Origin of the sequence: Stenotrophomonas sp. NPDC077421 (assembly GCF_049545505.1) — a bacterium.
Taxonomy (GTDB): Bacteria; Pseudomonadota; Gammaproteobacteria; order Xanthomonadales; family Xanthomonadaceae; genus Stenotrophomonas; species Stenotrophomonas nematodicola.
The window spans coordinates 1-24,921 of sequence record NZ_JBMWDP010000001.1 but is presented as its reverse complement, the minus strand read 5'-3'; the positions used below and the strand labels follow the sequence as shown (position 1 = coordinate 24,921).

Sequence of the window (24,921 nt, the reverse complement as noted above, 5' to 3'; positions counted from 1 at the left end):
GGGCGGTGCTCACACCGGTACCTGGGGTACCTGTACATCCTGCACCGGCAGCGTCACCACCATCACCGTCGAGTCGTCCGGGTCCAGCCGGGTCTTGAAGCCCAGGCTCTGGCACATCGCCAACATGGTGCTGTTCTCGCGCAGCACCTGGCCCTCGACGACGTTCAGGCCCAGCCACTGGGCGTACTCGATCATGATCGTCATCAGCCGCCAGCCGATGCCGTGGCCCTTGAGATCGGAGCGGATCAGGATGCCGTACTCGCCGCGGTCGTAATCGGCATCGGCGTGCAGGCGCACTGCGCCGAGCATGTCGCCGCTGCGCGGGTCGATGGCGACCAGGGCAATCGAGCGCGCGTAGTCGAGCTGGGTCAGGCGCGCGATGAACTCATGGCTGAAGTGCTTGACCGACTGGAAGAAGCGCAGGCGCAGGTCGTCGTCGGTGACGCGGGCGAAGAACGCGCGGAACAGCGCGTCGTCTTCGGGACGCACCGGACGCACGAACGCGGGTGCCCCATCGGACAGGGTGATCGTGCGTTCCCACTCCTTGGGATACGGGAACACGGCAAAGCGCGGGTGGCCGCGGCCCTTGTGCAGTTTGCGCGAGGGGGCAATCGCCACGCGTGCGTCCAGCGCGATCACGCCATCGCGGTCGGCCAGCAGCGGATTGATGTCCAGCGTGCGGATCTCGGGGATGTCGGCGGCCAGCTGCGCCAGCTTGACCAGCACCAGTGCCACGGCGCGTTCATCGGCGGCGGGAACGTCGCGGTACGCCTTGAGGATGCGCGACACCCGGGTGCGGCCGATCAGTTCGTGCGACAGGCGCAGATCCAGCGGCGGCAGCGCCAGCGCCTTGTCGTCGATCACCTCGACGGCGGTACCGCCGCGGCCGAACACCACCACCGGACCGAAGGTGGGGTCGTCGGCGATGCCGGCGATCAGCTCGCGCGCCTTCGGGCGCACGATGGTGGGCTGTACCAGCACGCCGTCGATGCGTGCCTGGGGGCGCAGGCGATGGGCGCGCTCCAGGATCGAGGTGGCGGCAGCGTGCACCGACTGCAGGGTGCCCAGGTTCAGGCGCACGCCGTCCACATCGGATTTGTGCGGGATGTCGGCCGAGAACACCTTCACGGCCACGGTGGCGCCCTGCTCCAGCAGCGGTTGGGCCAGGTCCATCGCCTCGTGCGCGTCGCGCGCCTGCATCACCGGTGCGGAGGGGATGCCGTAGGCGGTGAGCAGCTGGTGGGTGGCGATCGGATCGAGCCACTGCTGCCCGGCGGCGAGCGCGGTGTCGACCAGCGCCCGCGCCGCCGCCGTGTCCACCACGAAATCCTCGGGCAGGCTGGGCGGGGTTTCCATCAGCGCGGCCTGCGCGTCGCGGTAGCGCACCAGGTGCTGGAAGCCTCGCACGGCGTCTGCTTCAGTGGGATAGGTGGGCACCCGCGCGGCATTGAGCGTGGCGGTCGCACGGTCGTCGTTGCCCAGCCAGACCGCGAACACGGGCTTGTCGCGGTGGTGGCGGGGGCGCAGCCCCAGGGTACGGGTGAGCGCCTGCGCGGCATCGGCCGAGGAGGTGAAGGCGGTGGGCACGTTGACCACCAGCAGCGCGTCGTTGCCGGTGTCGGACATCAGCGCCTCGATGGCGGCCGCGTAACGCTCGCCATCGGCGTCGACCACGATGTCCACCGGATTGCCGCGCGACCAGCCTTCGGGCAGCACGGCATCGAGCTGGGCGACGGTGGCCGGGGACAGCTCGGCCAGGCTGCCGCGCAGCGCCAGCAGCTGGTCCACCGCCAGCCGCCCTACCCCGCCGCCGTTGCTGAGGATGGCCAGCCGACGGCCGGGGAAGGTGCCGAGCCGGCCGAGGGTTTCGGCGGCGGTGAACAGTTCGTCCAACGCGCTCACCCGAAGCAGCCCGGCGCGACTGAAAGCGGCCCCGTACACGGCATCGGTGCTGGCCAGTGCCTGCACATGGGTGTCGGCATCGGGGTCGATGCGGATGTGGCGGCCGGACTTCACCACCACCACCGGTTTGGCACGCGCGGCCGCGCGCGCGGCCGACATGAACTTGCGGGCGTCGCGGATGTGTTCGACGTAGAGCAGGATGGCGCGGGTGCGGTAGTCGGTGGCGAAGTAATCAAGCAGATCGCCGAAGTCGACATCCAGGGTATCGCCGAGCGAGACCACGGCCGAGAAACCGACCGAGCGTGCCACGCCCCACTCCACCAATGCCGCGGCGATGGCACTGGACTCGGAGATCAGCGCCAGATCGCCGGCCTGCGGAAAGTGGGCGGCGATGCTGGCATTGAGGCGCGCATGCGGCGCGATCACGCCCAGGCAGTGCGGCCCGAGGATACGCAGGCCCTTGGCGCGCGCAGCCGTTTCGACCTGCGCGGCGAGCGAGCCGGGGCCCTGGCCGAGGTTGGCGGTAAGAATGATGGCGGCGGCCACGCCGCGTGCGGCGGCCGTGGCCACCACCTGCGGCACGATGCTGGCCGGCGCGGTGATGACGACCAGTTCCGGTACCCAGTCGAGGTCCTTGAGCCGCTTGACGGTGCGGATGCCGTCGATCTCGCCGTAGCGCGGATTGATCCAGGCGACCTTGCCGGGAAACCCGGTGGCGCGCAGGTTGCGCATGACGGCACGGCCGGCGGACCGCTCGCGCGGGCTGCCGCCGATCACGGCGACCGACTGCGGGCGGAACACGGATTGCAGGTGGTAGGTGCTCATGGGGTCGAACTGTCACCGGGACACGTGGCTACACGGTACACGCGTGCCGGCGATGTGGGGATGATCTGGCGCAATGACAGGCGCCGGGCGTGGCCCGGCGCCTGCCTGTCGCTGCGGTTACAGCAGCGTTCCGCTCAGGATCATCGCGGCGATGCTGAAATAGATCACCAGGCCGGTCACATCGACCAGCGTGGCCACAAATGGCGCCGATGCGCTGGCCGGGTCGAAACCGAGCCGCTTGAGGATGAAGGGCAGCATCGAGCCGGACAGCGAGCCGAAGGTGACGATGCCGACCAGCGCCGCACCGATGGTCAGCGCCAGCAGCGCCCAGTGCTCGCCGTAGTCGTGCAGGCCCAGCAGCTGCCAGCTCACAATGCGGATGATGGCCAGCACGCCAAGGATGGCACCCAGGGTGACACCCGTGGGGATCTCGCGCAGCGCAACCCGCCACCAGTCGCGCAGACGCAGTTCGCGCAGGGCCAGGCTGCGGATCAGCAGCGAGGTGGCCTGCGATCCGGAGTTGCCGCCGGAGCTCATGATCAGTGGAATGAACAGGGTCAGCACCACGGCGCGGGCCAGCTCGTCTTCGTAGTGCTGCATCGCGCTGGCGGTGAGCATTTCGCCGAGGAACAGCACGCTGAGCCAGCCGGCACGCTTGCGCAGCATTTCGAAGAAGCCGATCTGCATGTACGGCTTTTCCAGCGCTTCCATGCCGCCGAACTTGTGCGCGTCTTCGGTGGACTCCTCGATCAGCGCGTCCAGAATGTCATCCACGGTGACGATGCCCAGCACGTGGCGCTGCGCATCCACCACGGGGATGGCGAGCAGGTCGTGACGGCGGATCAGCTGTGCCACTTCCTCCTGGTCGAGCATGGCGTCCACGCTCACTGGGGGATTGACCTGCGCCACGTCGAGAATGGGTTCATCGGGGAGGCCGGTGATCAGCCGGCGCATGGTCACCACCTGCACCAGTACGCGGGTCTGCGGGTCCAGCACGTAGATGGCGTAGACGGTCTCGCGGGTGCGCTCGACTTGGCGGATGTGCTGCAGGGTGCGGCCCACGGTCCAGTCCGAGGGCACGCTGACGAACTCGGTGGTCATCAATGCGCCGGCGGTGTGCGCGGGGTAGCTCAGCAGCTGCTGGATCGACTGGCGCGCCTCCGGTGCCAGCAGCGGGATCAGCCGGGCGCGGTCATCGGCGTCCAGCTCATGGACGATGTCAGTCGCGCGGTCGTCGGCCATCAGCCCGAGCAGCGCGGCGGCACGGGCCACCGGCATCGCGGCGACCAGATCGCCGCCGCGGTTGAGCTCGGGCTGTTCAAGCATCTTCACCGCACGCGGCAACGGCAACGCCGCCAGCGTGTCGGCGGCGCGCGACAGCTCCAGAGTGTTGAGGAATTCCACCGCATCGGCGGTGTTGAAGGCATCGAGGGGCGCGCTCAGGGAGGCGGCATCAGCCACCGGGCGCAGCAGGTCTTTCTGGTTCATCGTATTCGCCTGTCGGGGTCGCATTGCGCAACGCCAACGCTGGCGAACCGACCCGTGTCAGGCGGTAGCCATCGCTGGCGTCGAGCAAGGTCGACTTCTACTGTCGCTGGACATGGGTTGGGGACTCCGGATGGGTGTACTGCCGACGGCGCGGACGCGCCAGCAGCGGCGGGCAGTCTGGACCTCCCCGGCGGCGAGGTCAACCCGGCGCCGGCGGGCCGTTGCGGCGGGATTGTCGTTGCCGTCGCGCGCGCGTCGCATAATGGCCGCACGGCCGGCGGCCGCGGGGCTCGATCCACCGGGGCCTCGATCCACCGGGGCAAGTTCCCCTGAACCACGCGGGTCATCAATGTCATGAGCAGGTCCTCCCATGCATAGCGGCGCGCTCGAGCTGGCCCTGGTCCTGCTGCTGGCTGCGGTGATTGCCGTGCCGGTGTTCAAAAAGCTGGGGCTGGGTGCCGTGCTCGGCTACCTCGCCGCCGGTGTCGTGCTCGGCCCGGACGGGCTGGGCTTCGTGCAGGACGCCGACCGCATCCTGGGCGCGGCCGAGATCGGCGTGGTGATGCTGCTGTTCGTGATCGGCCTGGAGCTGTCCCCGGCGCGGCTGAAGGTGATGCGGCGCTCGGTGTTCGGGGCCGGTGCCCTGCAGGTTGCGCTGAGCGCGCTGGTGCTCGGCGGCCTGCTGCTGCTCGACCACTTCCACTGGAAGAGCGCGTTGATCGTGGGGATTGCGCTGGCGCTGTCGTCCACCGCGGTGGGCCTGCAGCTGCTGTCCGAGCACAAAGCGATCAACAGCGACTACGGCCGCCTGGGCTTTGCGATCCTGCTGTTCCAGGACCTCATCGCCATTCCGCTGCTGGCCGCCATTCCGCTGCTCGGCGGCGCGCGCAACGACACCCTGCAGTGGAACGACGTGGCCGTGGCGCTCGGTGCGCTGGCGGTGGTGATCCTGTGCGGGCGTCCGGTGTTGCGCCGGCTGTTCAACATCATCGCGCGCACGCGCAGCCCGGAAGTGTTCACCGCGATGGCGCTGCTGGTCGTGCTGGGCACGGCGTGGTTCATGCAGGAAGCCGGGCTGAGCCCCAGCCTGGGTGCCTTCCTGGCCGGCGTGCTGCTGTCCGACTCGGAGTTCCGGCACGAACTGGAATCGCAGATCGAACCGTTCAAGGGACTGCTGCTGGGCCTGTTCTTCATCGCCGTGGGCATGGGTATCGACCTGGACCGCATCGTCGCCGAACCGGCGATGATCGCTGCCGGCGTGGCCATTCTGCTGGTGGTGAAGTTCGGCCTGCTGCTCATCATCGGCAAGCTTGCCAAGCTGCGTACGCGGCACGCGGTACTGCTGGGCAGTGTGCTGTGGCTGGGCGGCGAGTTCGCCTTCGTGGTGTTCAACGAAGCGCAGCGCGCGCACCTGCTGGGCAGCGCCAACCATGATCGGCTGGTCGCGATCGTGGGCCTGTCGATGGCAATCACGCCGCTGCTGATGATCGCCCTGCTGCGCCTGCTCGGGCGCGACGATGCCCCCAAGGCGAGCGCGCGTCCGGCCGATACGGTGGATACCGAAGGCAGCCAGCCGCAGGTGATGATCGCCGGCATGGGCCGCTTCGGCCAGGTGGTGGCGCGCCTGCTGACCGCGCAGAAGATCCCGTTCGTGGCACTGGAATCCAACCCCGACACGGTCTCGGACCTGCGCCGGTTCGGCAACAAGCTCTACTACGGCGATCCGACCCGGCCGGAGATGCTGCGCGCGGCCGGCGGCGAGTTCATCCGCGTCTACGTGGTGACCCTGGACGATCCGGACGCGAACATGCGCGCCACGCGCCTGATCCGGCGCATGTATCCCAATGCCGTGGTGCTGGTGCGCGCACGCAACCGCCAGCATGCGTGGCGGTTGATGGACATGTCCGCCGAACCGTTCCGCGAGGTGTTCGGCACCAGCCTGGAGCTGAGCGAGCGCATGCTGATTGCACTGGGCATTCCGGCCGATACCGCGCGCAGCCACGTGCAGCGGTTCCGCGAGCACGACGAGAAACTGCTGCGCGACCAGTACCTGGTCTACGACGACGAAGCGGCGGTCATCCAGACCTCGCGCGATGCGCGCGCGGACCTGATGCACCTGTTCGAAGCGGATGCCGGACGCGACCGCACGCCCGACAACGACCGACGCGGGTAAACGCCCGCGTCGGGGTCAGCCGTTGTCGCGCAGGAAGCGGGCCATCGACGACACGCCCGGCACCAGCGGTTCGAACTCGCCGGCCACATCGATGAAGCCACGCATCACCGCGATTTCGCGCGGGCTGCGGTTGAGCGCGTCGCGCACGTCCGGATCGGCACCTGCACGCAGCAACCGCTGCACGAGCAATGGCAGGCCATGCAGCGCGGCCAGGTGCAGCGGGCCAAATCCACGCGGATCGCGCACGTCCAGCGAGACGTCCTCATCGAGCAGACGTTCGACGGCAGCCAGCACCACCTGCTCGTCGCAGGCGGTACCCGGTTCGGCGCGGGCGCCGAGCAGCAGCAGCAGCGGCGTCACCGAGCCGGCCGCGGCCTGGTCCGGTTCGGCACCGGCCAGCAGCAGCGTATCCAGCAGCGCCAGCAGGCGCGAACGGTCGCGCGCACTGAAGCCGTACAGGGCCGCGCAATGCAGCGGCCCGAGTTGCTGGGCATCACCGGCATGCACGTTGGCACCGGCCGTGAGCAGCCGCGCAACGATATCCGGCAGACCCAGCGCCGAGGCCAGCATCAGCACGGTCACTCCGCCCGGCAGGCGGTATTCCAGTTCGGCCCCGGCATCGAGCAGCGCCGAGACGATTTCGATCTGACGCATGCTGACCGCCGCCGACAACGGCGTCGCACCGCTCGCGGCTGCGTGCTGCGGATTGGCGCCACGGGCCAGCAGCAGGTCGACCACCGCCAGGTGGCCACCGCCGGACGCGCGCAGCAGCGCGGTGCAGCCCTGCGCGTCAACCGCGTCCACGGCGAAGCCCAGGTCGATCAGGCGGCGAACGGCATCGGCATCGCCGGCCATCGCCGCTGCGGGCAGATCACCATCGCGCAGCGCGCGGCGCGGCAGCGGCCACACGCGCCAGTCCAGCCAGTCGGCCAGATCGCGGCGACCGATGGACAAGGCCACACCGAGCGGCGTCTGGCCGTCGGCGGCCCGCGCTTCCGGCGAGGCGCCCTGCTGCACCAGCAGCTTGATCGACCCTTCGCGGGCCAGCGCGGTCGCCAGGTGCAGGGCGGTCATGCCGTGGCTGTCACGGGCTTCGCGGTCCACGCCCAGTGCCAGCAGCGCCTGCTGCAGCCGCAACCAGCCCAGCCGCACCGCGAGCGACAGCGGCGGATCACCGGCCGGTGACGCGGCGAAGGGATCGGCACCGCGTTCCAGCAGTTCCAGCGCGAGCTGCTCCAGCCCGCGCGACGCATGGTCATGCTGTGCGCAGGCGCTGAGCAGGCGCGCCAGGCCGCCACGACCGGCCGGCGACAGGCCGTGGCGCAGCAGCACCTGCAACGCCGGCACGGCATCGATGCCGCGTGCGAGCAGCGCGAACATGGGGGTGTCGCCGCAGGCGTCGAGCACCTCCGGGGCGGCGCCGTGCTGGAGCAGCCAATCCACGGCATGCGGGTCCAGTGCCAGCTCGCCATCGTGCAGCAGGGCGCCCAGTTCGTCGGCACCGCACAGGCGCGCCAGCGCCGGCATGCCCTCGACGTTGCCGAAACCGAGCGCTTCGCGCAGCAGATCCAGCGGGGGGCGGTCCGGCAGTGCGTTCGCGGTGGGATCGGCATCGCCGCCGCTGGTCAGGCCATCGCTGACCGCGGCCGGGAGGGGATAGGACGGATCCAGCAACGACACGATCGCCCAGCGGCCGGCACCCGCAGCGATGTCGACCGCGCGCCGGCCCTGCGGATCGGCCGCGTCGGCCGGAATGCCGAGGTCCAGCAGGCGGCGGACCAGCAGCGGCGACACGGTGTCGGCCATGCAGGCCAGCAGCACCGCATTGCGGCCTTCGCCGTCCACGGCGTTGAGGTCGGGATGGTGCGGCAGCAGGTGTTCGACCACGGCGGCACGGCCGCCACGGGCGGCCTCCAGCCACGGCGTCCGCGCAAGGGCGTCGCGCGCTTCCAGGTTCGCGCCGGCGGCGAGCAGCACATCGATGATGTCCACGTGGCCGGCCAGTGCCGCTTCGTGCAGCGCGCTGCGCCGCTGGCGGTCACGCGCGTCGGCCCGGGCCTTGTGCTTGAGCAGCAGCTGCACACCGGCCGGATCGTCTTCCTCGGTGCCGGCTGCCGCCAGCAGAACGGGGGTGCCGTCGGCCGGTTCGGTCTTGGCGCCACGCTCCAGCAGGAAGCGCGCCAGCCGCCAGTTGCCGACCTGGCAGGCCACCGCGAGCGGGGACCAGCCATCCAGATTGAGCGCATCCACCTCGGCGGCCGCGTCGCGCAGCAGCGCGGCCACGCCCGGATCGGAACTGCGTGCAGCGTGGTGAAGGGGGGTATTGCCGTCGCTGTCGGCCGCGCGCGAATCGGCGCCGTTGGCCAGCAGGGTCATCACAGCTTCCGGCCGCCCGTGCCAGCTGTCGCGGGTGGCGGCCAGCAGCGGCGTCATGCCGCGCGGCGAGGCGTTGATGTCCACGCCGCGGGCGATCAGTTCGCGCAGCAGGCGCAGGTCGGGCAGCACCGCCGCCAGCACGGCCAGGCTGCGCTGGTCGCGCCATTGCGGATCGGGCAGGCCGTGGGGGTCCGCGCCGGCCTGCAGCAGTTGCAGGGCGCGATCCACCCGACCGCTGCGCGCGGCCTCGTACAGTGCCGGCAGGCGTTCATGTTGTCCGAGCGGTTCCAGCGGACGTGGCGGCTGCGCGCTGTCGGCCAGCAGGTCGGCATCGGTGCGGGCATCCGGCGAGCGCGATACCGCGTCGGACAGGGCGTCGGCGGGCTGCACGGTCTGCAGCAGGAGATGGGCCAGCGGCGACAGCAGCAGCGTGGCCACGGCCAGCGGCCAGCGCAGGCCGTCAGGCACCAGGCCCGGCCAGGCGGGCAGGACGACCAGGGCGCACACCGCCACGACCACGGCCGCCACGCCCAAGCCGCGCCATGCCGTGAGGTCGCGGTTGGCCAAAGTCTGCCAGTGGCGCGCCAGGCTGCCATCGCAGCGTTCGATATCGTTCCACACCGGCCAGGTGCGCCAGACACCGAGCAGGGCGGCACTGACCGCTACGCTCAGCCCCAGCACCGCGCCGAGGCTGCCGCTGTCATGCAGTGCGGCGAGCGGCCAGGCGACCAGCGCGGCGAGCAGCAGCGGACCCGGCAGCCACAGGGCGAGGAGCGCGGGAAGATCGCGGCGCACCAGCATCGGCAATGCAGGCACGGCGCGCGTGCGGCGCCACCAGGACACGCCGAGGGCGAACGCCGGCTGTGCCAGGGCGGCCGCCAGCGCGCCAGGCACGCCCCCAAGCACCGCCGCCAGCGCCAGCAGGCCGCCGACGGCGATCGCGATGGCAGCGGCGCGGGAGGGCCGAAGGTCAGTCATCGCGGGTCATCGCGGCGCGGTACCCGCACCGGCGCGACCGGCGGGGGCGGCATCTGCAGATGGAAGCCGCGCTCGGCCAGATTCGCGCGCACCTGCGCGGCGTCGGCCAGGGCAAGACGACGGTCGGGAGTAAGGGCAACTTCCAGGACGAACGCGAACGGCGCCAGCGTGGCCTTCAGTGCGTCAGGAACGGCGCTGAAGTCATCGCGGACGGCGAGGTAGACGTAGGTGTCCTGCTTGCGTTGGCTTTTATATACGTAGGCTTGCATGCCCGCGGGGCTTTGCCCTGGGAGTGAGTGGGATGATTGTGGATGAAACCGCGCAAGGGCGAAAGCTGCGGCGATGCGCCGACGGCGGTTTTCCGGCGCGCGGCAGATTCAGGTTCATCAATGTCGCGGACCCGTTCAGTTCCGGATCGCACCCCGTACCATGCCTGGGCCGGGCGGCGGTGCCGTGAAAGGAGCGCACGCTATCATGCCCGTCTTGGCACTGGCAGCTTTGACACTCTGGAATGAGCAGCGCTCTCGACAACGCATCCCCGCCGGCGCACGCGCTCATTCCGCCCGGCCCCGCGCTGTTCGATGCACGCTATGCGCCGGCTGCCGCCCGCGACGATGCTCTGTCCGATCCGCACACCCTGGTCGTGTTCGGCTTCGGTACCTCGCCGATGCCGGCGGACGACCCCCGCTGGCTGCAGGTACCGCTGGCCGCGCATGGCCCTGCCCGCATCGAGATCTGGCGGAGCGCCGACCCGGTCCAGTACGGCTGCGCCGGGACGATACGCTGGTCGCGCAACGGGACGGTGCAGTTTGGCGTGCTGGAGATCGACGAAGTGGACGGCGATATCGCTGCTGCTGCCGAGCACGCCTACGCGCGGATGAGCGGCTTTCTGGCGCAGGGGGAGTACCCGCACCTGCTGCGCACGTGGAACTACCTCGACGCCGTAACGGAAGGCGACGGCGATCAGGAGCGCTACCGCCGCTTCTGCGTGGGCCGCGTTCGGGGTCTGCAGACGCTGGACGAAGCCGCTCTGCCCGCCGCCACCTGCATCGGCCGCGTCGACGGCGTGCGCCGGCTGCAGGTGTACTGGCTGTCCGCCGGCGAACCCGGTGTGCCGCTCGAGAATCCCCGCCAGGTCAGTGCGTTCCGCTACCCGCGCCAGTACGGGCCACAGGCGCCGAGCTTCGCGCGGGCCCTGCTGCCGCCGCTGGCGACCGGCCTGCCGCTGCTGCAGTCCGGCACGGCGGCGATCATCGGGCATGCCTCGCAGCACACCGGCGCGCTGGCGGAACAGCTGGCTGAGACGCTGACCAACCTGCAAAGCCTGGTGGATGCCGCACGTGGCCAGCGGCCGGCATTGTCGCCGACGCTGGGCAGCGCCTCGCTGCTGAAGGTCTACGTGCGCAATGCCGGCGACCTGGACGCGGTGGCTGCGCAACTGGCCGCCCTACCGGCAGCGCCTGCGTTCGTGGTGCTCCACGCCGAGGTGTGCCGGGCCGAACTGCTGGTCGAGATCGAAGGCCTGCACCGGTAGCGCCACGCGCGCGGCGCGGCCACCCGGTCAGTGATAGCCAGCGTCTGCGGTCACCTTGCCGCGGAACACCCGGTACGACCACGCGGTGTAGCCCAGGATCACCGGCAGCAGCACCACCAGCCCGACCAGACTGAAGCCCAGCGAGGACGCCGGCGCGGCCGCCTGCCACAAGGTCATGCTAGGCGGCAGCAGGTACGGCCACATGCCCAGCACCAGTCCGATGAAGCCCAGCACGAACAGCCCCAGCGTCAGCAGGAACGGCGGCAGGTCGCGGCGCGGGTGCATCGCGCTGCGCCACAGCGCCACCGCCACGGCCAGCGTGAGCAGCGGCACGGGCGACAGCCACCAGAAGTTGCCATCGCTGAACCAGCGCGCCATCAGTCGCGAATCCAGGAACGGCAGCCACGCACTGACCAGCCCCATGAACACGATCACCGCCACGACCAGCGGCCGGGTCAGCGTGCGCGCGAAGGCCTGCTCGCGGCCCTCGGTCTTGAGGATCAGCCAGGTGCTGCCCAGCAGCGCGTACCCGAACACCACCGCCGCCCCGGTCAGCATCGAGAACGGGCTGAACCAGCCGAACGCGCCGCCGACATAGCGCCCGTCCACCACCTGCAGGCCCTGCACCAGGGCGCCAAGGATCACCCCTTGGGCGAAGGCCGCCAACAACGAGCCCAGCCCGAACGCCACGCTCCACAGGCGGCGCGAACGATGCGCCTTGAACCGGAACTCGAACGCCACCCCGCGGAACACCAGCGCCACCACCAGCAGCAGCACCGGCAGGTACAGCGCCGACAGCATCGCCGCGTAGGCCTTGGGGAAGGCGGCCATCAGCCCCGCCCCACCCAGCACCAGCCAGGTCTCGTTGCCGTCCCAGATCGGTGCGGCGGTATTCATCATCACATCGAGCTGTTCCTCGTCCTCGGCCATCGGCGCCAGGATGCCGATGCCCAACACAAAGCCGTCCAGCACCACGTACATCAGCACGCCAAAGCCAATCACCGCGAACCACGCGACCGGCAGCCACGTTGTCATCTCCATGTCAGCGCTCCTCCAGCGGTTCGTCGGCGGCCGACAGCGGCCGTGCCGGGGTATGGCTGCCGGCGTCCAGCGCAGGTGCCGGATCATGCGGCTTGGGCCCGGTGCGGATGATCTTGACCAGATACCAGATGCCCCAGCCGAACACGAAGGCGTAGCCCACCACATAAACCCCCAACGACAGCGCCGTCATCCACAGGCTCTGCGGCCCGACCGCGTCGGCGGTACGCAGCACGCCATACACCACCCAGGGTTGGCGGCCCATCTCGGTCACAAACCATCCCGAGAGCAGCGCGATGAAGCCGCTCGGCAGCATCCAGTTCCAGCCACGGATCAACCAGCGCGACTGCAGCAACCGCCCTCGCCACCACTGGAACGCCGACACCCAGGCCAGCACCAGCATCAACGTGCCCAGCCCGACCATGATCCGGAACGCAAAGAACACCGGCACCACCGGCGGACGCTCGCTGGCCGGCACCGAGGTGAGCGGGTCAAAGGTGCCGTCCATCGAGTGGGTGAGAATCAGGCTGCCCAGGCGCGGAATGGCGATCTCGTAATCGTTGCGCTCCGCCTTTTCATTGGGCAGGGCGAACACCACCAGCGGCACGCCCTTGCCCTGGCCTTCGGCGTGCCAGTGCGCTTCCATCGCCGCGATCTTCATCGGCTGGTGTTTGAGCGTATTCAGGCCATGCATGTCGCCAACGAATATCTGCACCGGCACGGTCAGCGCGGCAAACGCCACCGCTGCCAGCAGCATGGTGCGGCCGGCCTCCACGTGGGTGCCCTTGCGCAGATACCACGCCCCCACCCCGCCAATCACGAAGCAGGTGGTGATGAACGACCCCAGCGCCATGTGTGCCAGGCGGTACGGGAAGGAGGGGTTGAACACCACCTGCCACCAGTCCTGCGGGTGCACGATGCCGTCGATCAGCGCATACCCGGCCGGCGTCTGCAGCCAGCTGTTGGACGACAGGATCCAGAACGTGGAGAACAGCGTGCCCAGCGCCACCATGCAGGTTGAGAAAAAGTGCAGGCGCGGCGACACCCGGCCCCAGCCGAACATCATCACGCCCAGGAAGCTGGCTTCCAGGAAGAAGGCGGTGAGCACCTCATAGGTAAGCAGCGGGCCGATCACGCTGCCGGCCACCTCGCTCAGCCGCGGCCAGTTTGTGCCGAACTGGAAGGCCATCACGATGCCGCTGACCACGCCCATGCCGAAGGACACGGCGAAGATCTTCTGCCAGAAAAAGTACAGCTCGCGCCACACCGGGTTGCGGGTGCGCAGCCAACGCCATTCCACGAACGCCAGCCAACTGGCCGTACCGATGGTGAAGGCCGGGAACAGCACATGGAAACTGATGACGAACCCGAACTGGATCCGCGACAACAACAACGCGTCCACCTGACGCCTCCGCCTGCACTCTGGAATCCGCACCATTCTGGGCCGGTATTCGTTAAAGGCACATGCGACCCGGTGACGCGCTGCTTCACTTTGTCGCAGGTGGAGGCGGGTTCAGGATGGGTGACCCGTTCAGGGTGAGGGGTCGCCGAGCTTGATGACCGATGCCCGTAGCTTCCTGGCGATCTCCGCGCCGTAGTCTTCGGCCACCGTAAGGGCTGGGACCGGCGCTCCGGGCAGGCCCGCGCGACGGATGATGCGCGGCCACCAGGTGGGCCAGCACAGCAGCAGCGACATCCAATGACAGAGGCTGTGCAACAGCAGCAACGGAGACAGGAGCAAGGCCAAGGTCAGCACAAGGCCCTTGTCGCCGTTACGCCAGGAGGGGAGGAGGAAGCTCAAGGTGGAGCGCACGGAATCCCAGGGCCAGGGGAATGTGGCACGCAAGCGCTTGGGCTGCGGCACGGCGTCTGGGCCTTCTTCCATATAGCGACGGATGTATTCCCAGAGAGCCTCGGCCTTGCCGCGATCGTCCAGGTTTCCGCCGACTTTGCAGAACTCATCGAAGCCAGCGCCACTGCCTTGTGACATCCACATCATCATCAACGAACCGTCCCCACGGCGGGCGCCAGGGTCGCTACCGGTCATCTCTGGAACGGTAGCGTCCCACGGAAACGTCGCGATGCCGCCAGCGTATGTCGGTCTGTTGACGTGAACCTGTCGAGTGATTCGGTTGAGCCTGATGACGATCCGCTGTTGGGTGAATATCTCGAGTCTCATCCAGCGCAGCCCGTGCTTGAACACCAGGAAATTTGCGACTGACCAGAGAAGAATCATGATCGGGTAGAAGATGTATCCCTCTTGCGTCAATGGGGTCCCTGAGTACGCGGTTCCGCTTATCAGCCCCCTGACAGCCATGACGGCCCCGTCGAAGATGAAGCCATTGACCACAAACATCATCATCAAGAACATGAATGTGATCAGCCCCCTTCTATCCTCCTGCCATGCTCCAGACAGATCGACAAATCTATCGTTGACTCTGTAGATGGCGAACTCATCAGATGGATCGACACCCGTGCAATGTCGAACGCAAAGCGAGCCAGCCGGGTCGACTACAGAGGACGACTCTGGATTCGGCTCAAGTTTTGATCTCCAACATATCCACTCAATCAGATACATTTTATTGGTCGCCGCTTTGGGGAACGCATTACTAATGCCATGAGCTCTTCGCGGCCGAAGCTGCCCAGCGTCGCTTCAGTACCAGTGTGGTCGCGCTAGGTAGTGGATAGCCGCGCCTCCCGTTCAGGCGCGCGCCATAGCGGTCTTCGGTCTTCTGGCGGTACACCGCGTCAGCAGGAATCACCACGAGATGGCTGACGTGGAAGGTGGACGTCACCGCCTGCGCTCGGCGGCCGTCAGTGCAGCACACAGCGCGTGCATCCCTTCCCTCACCGATCCATTCCTTGTTGGCACATGGGCTCCGAGCCGTCCGTTGGCATGGCCGGAGTAGCCCGCACCGTGCGTCATCGCGTAAATTCTGGGCGAAGGGATGGTGGTGCCACCATAGGAAAAGTTTGAATAGGCGATCCATCTTTCTATGAAAACTCGAAGATTGATCTATATGGACCTCGCTGAGCGCACGAACTTTGACGGCCAGCGCTGCGTCACCCGCCCGCTCCTCGGCGTGGACACCTGCGCACGTGTGACTTTTACGATCCTGCTGCTGAGAGCAAGGCTGCGATCTCCGGCAGCGCTCCTCCGAGATGATCAGTACCTGAAATAGCTGTCGCCAAGCGCAGGAGGGTCACCAGGCTTTCTTGGCTTCTTGACGTCTGCCCTGAGATTGACCCATTTGACATCGCTCCAGCCAATCGCCGTGAACACGGCCTCGGCCATCCTTGTGTAGGGCGTGAAGCGCCGTCCCAGACTGTAGCCAATCCCAAGGCATATTCCGATACTCGGGAGCGATATCAGCAACAACATAGGAAGTTCATTTAAGACATTCTCGCCCGTCGATGCGAGTCCGATGCAAACAAGTGCCAGCGTGAGGACGATCCCCGGGATGCCGATGGCTAGCGAGTACCGCAACACTCTCCACCAATGCGCGTGGCTTCCTGCGCTCACGTGTGGGTAGAGGGCTATTATTCGCTCCGCTTCGTTCATTACCGCAAGTGCGACGAAGCCCCCGCCGGGAACACGATTGCCAATGGCTGTGAGCTGATCACCCTCCTTGAACGGCCATCTCCATAGCAACCCTTCAACCGGCTGACCTGAAAGCTCGACGCTCACCTTCGCCACCGGCTCTTCCATGTCCTCGACCGAAGACGCCGCCATGTAGGCAGCCGCGCCGCTCAATCCCATCGCGGCGGCAATGATGCCCGTAGCGGCCATGCCTTCGCGGTCACCTGTGCGGCCGAGCGTGTTTACAAGTACGCCCTCAACCGTCGCATTGCTGGCCTTTCCATGGATAACTTCCAATGAACCCAGATCTGTCTTATGCATCAGATACACAATCGGCTGCCGCGGATGGCTTGACCAGCTTCATTACCGACGCCCGCAACTTCTGCGCAATCTCCGGTCCGTAGTCTTCGGCCACCGTAAGGGCTGGGACCGGCGCTCCAGGCAGGCCCGCGCGGCGAATGATGCGCGGCCACCAGGTGGGCCAGCACAGCAGCAGCGAGATCCAATGGCAGAGGCTGTGCAACAGCAGCAACGGGGACAGGAGCAAGGCCAAGGTCAGCACAAGGCCCTTGTCGCCGTTACGCCAAGAGGGGAGGAGGAAGCTCAAGGTGGAGCGCACGGAATCCCAGGGCCAGGGGAATGTGGCACGCAAGCGCTTGGGCTGCGGCACGGCATCGGGGCCTTCCTCCATGTAGCGGCGGATGTATTCACCGAGGGCTTCGGCGCTGCCTTTATCCTGAAGGAGGCCGCCGAGCATGCACACCTCATCGAACCCGGCACCGGTGCGATCGCCTTGCCATCCCATGACCAGCGTTCCATCTCCTGTACGAGAGCCTGGATCGCCGCCTGTCATCTCCATGACCGTAGCATCCCACGGGAGAGTGATAATCCCACCTGCGTAGGATGGCCTATTGATGTGCACTTGCCGGGTGACACGGTTGAAGCGAGCGATGATGCGCTGTTGCGTGAAAACTTCAAGTCTGATCCAACGGAGACAATACTTGAATAGAGCAAAATTCGCGCCCGCCCACATTAAGACATGCAACAGGATTGCCACATGGTCGTGCCATGCAATCCGTTCTCCAGTCTCGTCAACGCCCAACACCATGACTTCCATGCCAGGCTTGACCACTTCGAAAAGATGCTGCGCCTGTAGAACGTACATGACCCCTAGAAAAAGACAGGTAACTACCCCCCTTCTATCTTCCTGCCAAGCGCCCTGCACATCCATGAGCCGATCAGATACTGAGAATATCGCGTACTCGTCAGCTGGTTCACGTTGAATTCTGCTCTCCACACCAATGCACGCCTGCTGGATGGGAGAGCTATCGAGTTCTTCCGTAGCCCGAGGGGCGCTTGTTTTTGCTTTCCAGAACAGCATCTCCAACAGATACATATGACTCAGTCACCTCGATTCAGAAGTTGCACGATTGCGACCAGCTCTTCTTCCCGATCTCGGTACCCCTTTGATGAAGCGTCCTTCCGAAAGATGCTTTTCTCACACCATTGTTCAAACTCATCCGGACTCAGGAGAGTGATCATGACCGTGGCAGCTACACCAGCCCAACCTAACCGAGCACCCCAAACTCGGAGCATCACCATTAGATCTTTGTTTGCCAACAGAGATGCCGCCAATCCACCCGTGCCCCTGATCAGTCCTCGAATGAAGTTGCTGCCTGTTCGCTTGTAGAGGGTGCGTATGAATGGAGCTGAGCCAGCGAAACTGATGGTTGCGCCAATCCCTACAACTGCCCCTGCAACGAAGGCTCTGGCTCCGTACGCAGTGGCCAGCCACCGCCTTCTGCGTCGAGAGCTCTCAGCCATCGCGCTCACGTCCAGCACTGCGCTGATCACACCGGCGATACCAACCAGAAAACCCCCATAAAGGCCCAACCGCCCGCCCCATACCCCGCTATACGAAGCGACTTGGGATCCCGCCTTGAAGTTCCCTTTGATCCAGGTAGACCCTTCTTCAAGGATTGCCAGCACGCCCCCACTCAGGGTCAATCCAGAGGCGATGAGCTCCGCGCCCTGGCGTGCTGTTGGGGCGTCGCCGAGCAGGTTGCGACCTTTGATCATGAGATTGAGAGACTCGAAGAGCGTGGCGAGCATCAGCGCCCGTCCTTGATACACGCCACCTTCGCGCCCCTTGGCCATCTCACGATCAAGGCCCACACGGACAAAGCGGCTGAACTGCCCACGCCAGTAGGACGTTTTGACGGTGTCCGCCGAGCGGGCATGGAACTCCGCAACCGGGTAGTTCCGGGCGTAGTCTCCCATCCGCAGCTGCAGGGCGCGGGTCATGAGATTCATCTGGAACTTGTCGGCCGCCGCAGGCAGTGATGTCTTGTACAGCACACGCCCCCATTGGGCGTACCAGCTCATCACCGTGCCGAGCAGGCTGCGTTTGAACCACGCAACCTGTCCGGCATTTTCGCAGGCACGCAGGGCAGCGTTGGCCTTGTCGAACATGTCCAACGCCCGGATGACCGCCTCATTGCCCGCCGCCGCGATGCCCCATACGTCCGTAGCCGACGCATCGGTTTGGGCGGCGTCCAGCGCACCGACCAGCTCTTGGGCCAAGGGCAGGTGGTTCAGGGCGTAGACCCGCCACGCCAGGTTCCCTTCTTCGATTCCCTGGGTTGCAGAGTTGACCACTACGATCTCCAGTGACACTGCTCGGGGATGATCAGTACCTGAAATAGCTGTCGCCAAGCGCAGGAGGGTCACCAGGCTTTCTTAGCTTCTTGACGTCTGCCCTGAGGTTGACCCATTTGACATCGCTCCAGCCAATCGCCGTGAACACTGCCTCGGCCATTCTCGTGTAGGGCGTGAAGCGGCGGCCCAGACTGTGGCCAATCCAAAGAAAAATCGCGATGCTCGGTATCAGTCCAAGCCCCATAACAAGGAGTTGCCTTGCGTCGCTTTCATCCATTGGGAATAGTGCGATGCAGATGGTGATAAGGCCAATGAAGACAGCCAGCACGCCGACAGCAAACGAGTATCTGAACACTCGCCACCAGTGCGCATGACGCCCTGCACTCACATGGGGATAAAGAGTGATGATTCGATCCGCCTCGTTCATTACCGCAAGTGCGACGAAGCCCCCGCCGGGAACACGATTGCCAATGGCTGTGAGCTGATCACCCTCTTTGAACGGCCATCTCCATAGCAACCCCTCAACTGGCTGACCTGAAAGCTCGAAACTCACCTTGGCCACCGGCTCTTCCATCTCTTCCATTGAGGACGCCGCCATGTGGGCAGCCGCGCCGCTCAATCCCATGGCGGCGGCAATGATGCCCGTAGCGGCCATGCCTTCGCGGTCACCTGTGCGGCCGAGCGTGTTTACAAGTACGCCCTCAACTGTCGCATTGCTGGCCTTTCCATGGATAACTTCCAATGAACTCAGATTTGTCTTATGCATCAGATACAGAATCGGCTGCCGCGGATGGCTTGACCAGCTTCATTACCGACGCCCGCAACTTCTGCGCAATCTCCGGTCCGTAGTCTTCGGCCACCGTAAGGGCTGGGACCGGCGCTCCGGGCAGGCCCGCGCGACGGATGATGCGTGGCCACCAGGTGGGCCAGCACAGCAACAGCGAGATCCAATGACAGACGCTGTGCAACAGCAGCAGCGGGGACAGGAGCAAGGCGAAGGACAGCACAAGTCCCTTGTCACCGGTACGCCAAGAGGGGAGGAGGAAGCTCAAGGTGGAACGCACGGAATCCCAGGGCCAGGGGAACGTGGCACGCAGGCGTTTGGGTCGAGGCACGGCGTCGGGGCCTTCCTCCATGTAGCGACGGATGTATTCACCGAGCGCCTCGGCGCTGCCTTGATCGTCAAGCAGGCCACCGAGCATGCAGATCTCGTCGAACCCGGCGCCGGTGCGATCCCCTGACCACCCCATGATCAGCGTTCCATCGCCGGTGCGGGAGCCTGGATCGCCGCCCGTCATCTCCATGATGGCGTCATCCCATGGGAGAGTGACCGTTCCACCCGCGCAGGCAGGTCTGTTGATGTGTACCTGACGCGTGACGCGGTTGAAGCGAACGATGATCCGTCGCTGTACAAACAGCTCCAATCGCACCCAGCGCCAGCAGAACCTGAAGAAGACGCCGTTCGCCACCGCCCACATCAGAATGAATATGGGTATTCCAACGTAGTGATCCGAAGGAAGCGGCCTTCCAAAGTACCCAATCCCAGAGATCATCTGCTGAACTCCCGGGACGATTACTCCAACTAGAAATTGACCTTGAAGGACGAACATGATGCCGATAAAGACAAAGGTGACGATGCCTCTCTTGTCTTCCTGCCATGCACCCTGAATGTCAATGAAGCGTCTATTCACAGTGAATACTGCGAACTCGTCGCCCGGCTCTCTTTGAATTCGTTGCCCGACGCCTGCACCGCTGCTGAGGGACACAGTCGGCCGCGCGGCCATTTGACCCTCTTCCTTCGCATCCAACTTTGCCAACCAGAAAATCATTTCCATGAGATACATCTTCGTCAGCTCCCTCCTTTCGCTATTCGCACGAGAGCTACAAGTTCGTCCGCTCGATCTTGGTAACCCTTTGAAGACTTGTCTAGCCTGAAAATGCTTTTTTCGCTCCATTTTTCAAACTCATCCGGACTCATCACGATGATTAGTACGCTGGCGGCTGCAGCGGCCCAGCTCAGCCGAGCTCCCCATGCACGAAGCATCAGCATGACCATTTCCTTGGCGATTAGCGTGGCAGCAAGGCGACTGGAGATATCGAACAAGGTGCGGAAGAACTTGGTTCTCGACCTTTCTAGCAATGCGCGGAGGAAGGGTGCGGATCCAGCAAAGCTAATCGTTGCCCCTACTACTGCTGCCGTTCCAGATATGACTCCTCTTGCGCCGTATGCAATTGCGAGGTGAACGCGAGCAGACTTCGCGCTCTGCACAACTGCAGCTCCATCCAGCACTGCCCCAACCACGCCAGCAGTCGCAACCAAGAACCCCCCATAAAGTCCCAACCGGCCACCCCACACTTCGCTGTACGCAGCGACTTGGGATCCCGGTTTGAAGTTGCCTTTGATCCAGGTGGATCCTTCTTCCAGGATCACCAGCACACCTCCACTCAAGGTCAATCCCGAGGCGATGAGCTCTGCGCCCTGGCGTGCGGTCGGGGCGTCGCCGAGCAGGTTGCGCCCTTTGATCATGAGATTGAGAGACTCGAAGAGCGTGGCGAGCATCAGCGCCCGCCCTTGATACACGCCACCTTCGCGCCCCTTGGCCATCTCACGATCAAGACCCATACGGACATAGCGGCTGAACTGCCCCCGCCAGTAGGACGTGGTGACGGAGTCCACCGAGCGCGCGTGGAACTCCGCAACCGGGTAGTTCCGGGCGTAGTCTCCCATCCGCAGTTGCAGGGCCCGGATCATGAGATTCATCTGGACCTTGTCCGCTGCTGCAGGCAGTGATGTCTTGTAGAGCACGCGTCCCCATTGGGCGTACCAGCTCATCACCGTGCCGAGCAGGCTGCGCTTGAACCACGCGACCTGTCCGGCGTTCTCACAGGCACGCAGGGCAGCGTTCGCCTTGTCGAACATGTCCAGCACCCGGATGACCGCCTCATTCCCCGTCGCCGCGATGCCCCATACGTCCGTAGCTGGCGAGTAGGTGTTGGCTTCCTCCAGCGCACCAACCAGTTCCTGGGCCAAGGGCAGGTAGTTCAGCGCGTAGACGCGCCACGCCAGGTTCCCTTCTTCGATGCCTTGGCTCGCAGGATCGACCACCGCCAGCGTCTTCCACCACTCGTCGAGGACCAGGCGCGAGTCGTCATCGGCTTCCATGCCTGTCATCGCGATGCCAACCTGTACAGCGAATGCCCACCCGCGGATCAGGTCGTGCTGGTCATAGCTGCGCAGCGCCAGCGTGAGCATCGGGCTGCACAGCCACGCAAGGTGATCCGGTGCCCGCTCACGCATCGTCTGTTCGCAGGGTGCAGCGATCGCGTTGAACTCTTCCAGGATTGTGGTCTGGGTGCCGTCCAGCTGCGCTTCGGCGCGGTCGAACCGCTCCTTCGCCCGTCGTTCCGCCTGTTCAACCGCCCTGCGCCGGGCGCCGAACGGATCAGCGTCACGCGCGATCGCGACGATCTCCAGCATCGGTCCGGGATCGACCATGCCACCGCCCACTTCGGCTGTCTTGAGGTCTTCTTCAACCTTGTCGTAGGGTGCGTTGGCGCGGTCGGCGGCATCGTCGCGCGCGACACGGATCCGCTTGGAGAGCACGCCCTCGCGAATCTGGGCGTACTGATGGGCAGCCAGATACTTCCATGCGTTGTCACGGCCATGCGTGTCCCGCTGACGCATCCAGGGTTCAACCCCTTCCATTGCACGATTGCGCCATGCATTGAGCTCCTGCGTGATGCCGATGGCGTCCTGCAGCGCTATGCCGACGCCACCCGAGGCGTGCAGTGTGGTGGCCGCCTCACGCAGGACCGGCAGCGATCGCTGAAGCGCCGACGAGTAGATCGCCCCGCCCCCCGCAGTGTGGAAGTGCGGTGGCAGCGGCGGATCCAGCGGGTCGCACAGCGCCGGAAACGCCTGCTCATCAAGCGCGGCCACGATGGGTGTCTGTAACGCCGCCAAGGCCGCGATCTCGCCGATGGCCAAATACTCGAGTACGAACGCACGGATCGTCAGTGGAGAGAGTGCGAATTCCTGGCTGCCCTGCTGAGCAACCCATTGCCGGGGGCTGAACGCCTGGAGAATGCCCTGGCCCGCCAGAAGCTCGGCCTGTTCCACCAGTTCGGCTTCCTTGGTGTTGGACAGGGGATCCGGTGTGAACAGCCAATAGGACATCTCGACCTCTTCCGGCGCATCAATGGCGACCATCAGCGCGTTCGCCGAAGCGGCCATCCGGGCGCAGGCGATGGCAGAGGTTTTGCGATCCGGTGGCTCGCCGCGGAAGCGCATCAGGCGCCCGCTGGGGCGCACGTAGTAGCTGTCCAGCTGGGTAAGCCCGTTGCGTTTGAGCACGACGTACAGATAGCCCTCGCGCATCATCCGCAAGGCATATCGGGCCGTTCGCAGCTCCGGCAGGGCAGCACCGGTCGATGGACGCAGCGCCGGCACCATGCCCAGAATCGATGCGTCATCGCTGCAGAATGCGGAGTAGCGGAACGGGTGCACCAGCAGACCAGTCTTGTCGCAGTTGCGGCAGTTGCCCTGTACGCAGGGCGACACCGTCTTCAGCGCTGCGCCGACGATCCTGTTGTCCATTGCATGCATGTCAGCACGACCCCGCAGCAATCGTCAGCGAGGACTGGATGCGTTGAAGTTCGTTGGGCCCGAGTGCGGCGAGGGCACGTGCCAATGCTGCTTCCGATGCGGGCGTGCGTGCGAGCAACCTGCGCACCTCCGGCGAGCGATGGAAGTCGCACCCCAGTACCAGCGCATGCGCAAGAAGGATCACCCGGTCCAGCAGGTTGTTCCTGCCGGCATCGCGGAGGATGGAATCGGCGAGGCGGTGTGCCTGCTCCAGATCGATGCCAGTGGTGCCGAACTCACGCAGTGCCCGAAGGGTCTCATTCACCAGCGCCACGCGCTCATGGTGGAATGGCGCAGGCAATGCAGCTGCCACTGCTGTGTCTTCGAGAAGGAGGACGTCCAGCCAGGCCAGGTCACCGTTCATGTCGAGAGACGCGAAGGTCTGCGTGGAGCGCGCGACGACGCTCTGCTGATGCCGGGACATCGCGTGCGGCCAGTGCGGAATCGAACGGGCGTCGAACATCTCCACAGGGTTGCGCGAGCCCAGACCCTGCTCATGGCTGAGCAGCTGACGTATCAGGGACGCGCTCGGGTCGACAGGTAGAGGGGACACGATCCAGGCGACTACCTGGGAACGCTGCTGATGCAGACGGGCATCCCTGAACCGCTCGACGGATATCTGCAGGAGATCTTCGGCCGTGGCATCGAACGTCATGAGCAGCAAGGGCGAGGCGCCGTACCCTGTCACCTTGATCGAAACCTGTGGCAGGTCTTTCGCGCCAGCGAAACAGTCGTCCAGCCCACGCCTGGTGTCCAGAAGTACATGGAGATGCTTCTGGCTGCGGGAGGCGCGGCGAAGCAGGTAACACACATCGGCGACAGCACGTTGCTCCTGCCGCTCGTGTCTGTACTTCGTATCGGCACCATCAGACATCGGCGTTGTCCTTGGCATCACAACCACCCAGCTGGGCGTCGGCGACATCGATGGCGATCGTTTCCTGGTCCGGATCCGTCCACTCGCGCTGGCTGGCCTTGAACTCCACCGTGCCTGGCGCGCCCAGCTCGATGTTGTCGCCCTCGATGCGCAGGTACGCACCGGCGGCAGTGGCCAGCACGTGCCTGGCCGGTGCCGACACCAGCACGTCCGCTTCGGTGCTGGCGATCTTGACCGCGGTCTTGGCCGCCAGCTGCGCCACGTTCTTGTGCGCGCGGGCGCTGACCTTGCCCTGCGCGGCGTGCAGCGCGATGCCGCGCTCGGTGTTGGGGCTGTCCGCCTTGGCCTCGTTGCCGGCGGTGTAGAGCACCAGCCCGCCGGACACCGCCAGGGTGAGCGAGCCCTGGCTCAGCCAGTTCAGCGCCACGCCTGAGGCCAGCGTGGTCTGCGTGCCGCTGACCCACACCTGGTCGGCCGGCGTCAGGCTCATCACCCCGGCCACGCCGCTGCCCATCAGCGTCGGCGCATCCCATCCCGGCGCTTCGCCGTCACCGCCCTGGATGCTGCCGGCCGGGCCACCGCTCTGGATGCCGCCCAGCTTTTCCTGCAACTGCAGCAGCGCCTGGTGTGCCGGCAGCTCGCTCGGCTCCTGCGGCAGCATCGCCTGCTGGTTGTGGGCCGATTCGTTGAGCGTGGCCACCAGCTCGGTGCTTTCCTGCAGCTGCGCCATCGCCTGATTGGCCGCCAGCTGCGGCTCGCCGCCTTCGGTGCTGAGCAGCAGGCCCTTGCCCGCGCGCAGCGCGCCGAACGCCTGGCTGGACAGCTCGGCGCCGAAGCCGCGCTCGGCCTC

Annotated in this window: 17 protein-coding genes; 2 read left to right on the top strand and 15 right to left on the bottom strand. The window is 65.8% G+C overall.

All coding sequences use genetic code 11. The features are described 5' to 3' along the window. Positions 1-9: 9 nt before the first annotated feature. Positions 10-2,727, bottom strand: coding sequence for a bifunctional acetate--CoA ligase family protein/GNAT family N-acetyltransferase (locus ACPEH1_RS00085; RefSeq protein ID WP_423715022.1), 2,718 nt, complete (start codon positions 2,725-2,727; stop codon positions 10-12). Between the two features lie 117 nt (positions 2,728-2,844). Next, positions 2,845-4,215, bottom strand: a complete 1,371-nt coding sequence (gene mgtE / locus ACPEH1_RS00080) for a magnesium transporter (RefSeq protein ID WP_017354769.1) — start codon at positions 4,213-4,215, stop codon at positions 2,845-2,847. Positions 4,216-4,585: 370 nt separating this feature from the next. On the opposite strand from mgtE, the gene ACPEH1_RS00075 reads away from it, so the two are divergent. Continuing rightward, positions 4,586-6,388, top strand: a complete 1,803-nt coding sequence (locus tag ACPEH1_RS00075; RefSeq protein ID WP_136006081.1) for a monovalent cation:proton antiporter-2 (CPA2) family protein — start codon at positions 4,586-4,588, stop codon at positions 6,386-6,388. Between the two features lie 15 nt (positions 6,389-6,403). Here the strand turns inward: ACPEH1_RS00075 and ACPEH1_RS00070 are convergent, their stop codons facing one another. Together ACPEH1_RS00070 and ACPEH1_RS00065 are read right to left on the bottom strand one after the other, a co-directional pair. Then, positions 6,404-9,742: an ankyrin repeat domain-containing protein gene (locus ACPEH1_RS00070; RefSeq protein ID WP_423715021.1), complete on the bottom strand. Its 3,339-nt coding sequence runs from the start codon at positions 9,740-9,742 to the stop codon at positions 6,404-6,406. Then, the gene (locus ACPEH1_RS00065) at positions 9,739-10,011 is read right to left on the bottom strand and encodes a YcgL domain-containing protein (protein ID WP_136006085.1); all 273 of its coding nucleotides are present in this window, start codon (positions 10,009-10,011) and stop codon (positions 9,739-9,741) included. The genes ACPEH1_RS00070 and ACPEH1_RS00065 overlap by 4 nt, the downstream gene beginning before the upstream one ends. 242 nt (positions 10,012-10,253) lie before the next feature. Between ACPEH1_RS00065 and ACPEH1_RS00060 the strand changes: the two genes are divergently transcribed. Beyond that, a complete protein-coding gene (locus tag ACPEH1_RS00060) occupies positions 10,254-11,276 on the top strand; it encodes a pteridine-dependent deoxygenase (RefSeq protein WP_423715019.1) in 1,023 nt (340 codons plus the stop codon). A gap of 27 nt (positions 11,277-11,303) precedes the next feature. Here ACPEH1_RS00060 and cydB read toward each other — a convergent pair whose 3' ends face one another. The 11 genes from cydB to ACPEH1_RS00005 form a co-directional block, all read right to left on the bottom strand. Then, positions 11,304-12,317 (bottom strand): cytochrome d ubiquinol oxidase subunit II, encoded by a 1,014-nt coding sequence (gene cydB / locus ACPEH1_RS00055; protein ID WP_017356965.1) that lies wholly within the window; start codon positions 12,315-12,317, stop codon positions 11,304-11,306. 1 nt (position 12,318) lies between these two features. Beyond that, positions 12,319-13,716, bottom strand: a complete 1,398-nt coding sequence (locus tag ACPEH1_RS00050; protein WP_017356966.1) for a cytochrome ubiquinol oxidase subunit I — start codon at positions 13,714-13,716, stop codon at positions 12,319-12,321. 129 nt (positions 13,717-13,845) lie between these two features. After that, the gene (locus ACPEH1_RS00045) at positions 13,846-14,685 is read right to left on the bottom strand and encodes a DUF6708 domain-containing protein (protein ID WP_423715017.1); all 840 of its coding nucleotides are present in this window, start codon (positions 14,683-14,685) and stop codon (positions 13,846-13,848) included. Between the two features lie 795 nt (positions 14,686-15,480). Then, positions 15,481-16,215, bottom strand: coding sequence for a putative type VI secretion system effector (locus ACPEH1_RS00040; RefSeq protein ID WP_423715016.1), 735 nt, complete (start codon positions 16,213-16,215; stop codon positions 15,481-15,483). Continuing rightward, positions 16,208-17,290, bottom strand: coding sequence for a DUF6708 domain-containing protein (locus ACPEH1_RS00035; RefSeq protein WP_423715015.1), 1,083 nt, complete (start codon positions 17,288-17,290; stop codon positions 16,208-16,210). Before ACPEH1_RS00035 ends, ACPEH1_RS00040 begins: the two co-directional genes overlap by 8 nt. 5 nt (positions 17,291-17,295) lie before the next feature. Continuing rightward, the gene (locus ACPEH1_RS00030; RefSeq protein ID WP_423667613.1) at positions 17,296-18,624 is read right to left on the bottom strand and encodes a hypothetical protein; all 1,329 of its coding nucleotides are present in this window, start codon (positions 18,622-18,624) and stop codon (positions 17,296-17,298) included. After that, complete coding sequence (locus ACPEH1_RS00025; protein ID WP_166473581.1) at positions 18,584-19,318, bottom strand: putative type VI secretion system effector; 735 nt, start codon at positions 19,316-19,318, stop codon at positions 18,584-18,586. The genes ACPEH1_RS00030 and ACPEH1_RS00025 overlap by 41 nt, the downstream gene beginning before the upstream one ends. Continuing rightward, the gene (locus ACPEH1_RS00020; protein ID WP_287251284.1) at positions 19,311-20,387 is read right to left on the bottom strand and encodes a hypothetical protein; all 1,077 of its coding nucleotides are present in this window, start codon (positions 20,385-20,387) and stop codon (positions 19,311-19,313) included. The genes ACPEH1_RS00025 and ACPEH1_RS00020 overlap by 8 nt, the downstream gene beginning before the upstream one ends. Before the next feature lie 14 nt (positions 20,388-20,401). Continuing rightward, the gene (locus ACPEH1_RS00015) at positions 20,402-23,158 is read right to left on the bottom strand and encodes a T6SS effector BTH_I2691 family protein (RefSeq protein WP_423715014.1); all 2,757 of its coding nucleotides are present in this window, start codon (positions 23,156-23,158) and stop codon (positions 20,402-20,404) included. Position 23,159: 1 nt separating this feature from the next. After that, on the bottom strand, positions 23,160-24,071 hold the full coding sequence (locus ACPEH1_RS00010; protein WP_423715013.1) for a hypothetical protein: 912 nt from the start codon (positions 24,069-24,071) through the stop codon (positions 23,160-23,162). Then, positions 24,064-24,921, bottom strand: an 858-nt coding sequence (locus tag ACPEH1_RS00005; protein WP_423715011.1) for a DUF2345 domain-containing protein, incomplete at its 5' end; no start/stop codon positions are given. The genes ACPEH1_RS00005 and ACPEH1_RS00010, both read right to left, overlap by 8 nt.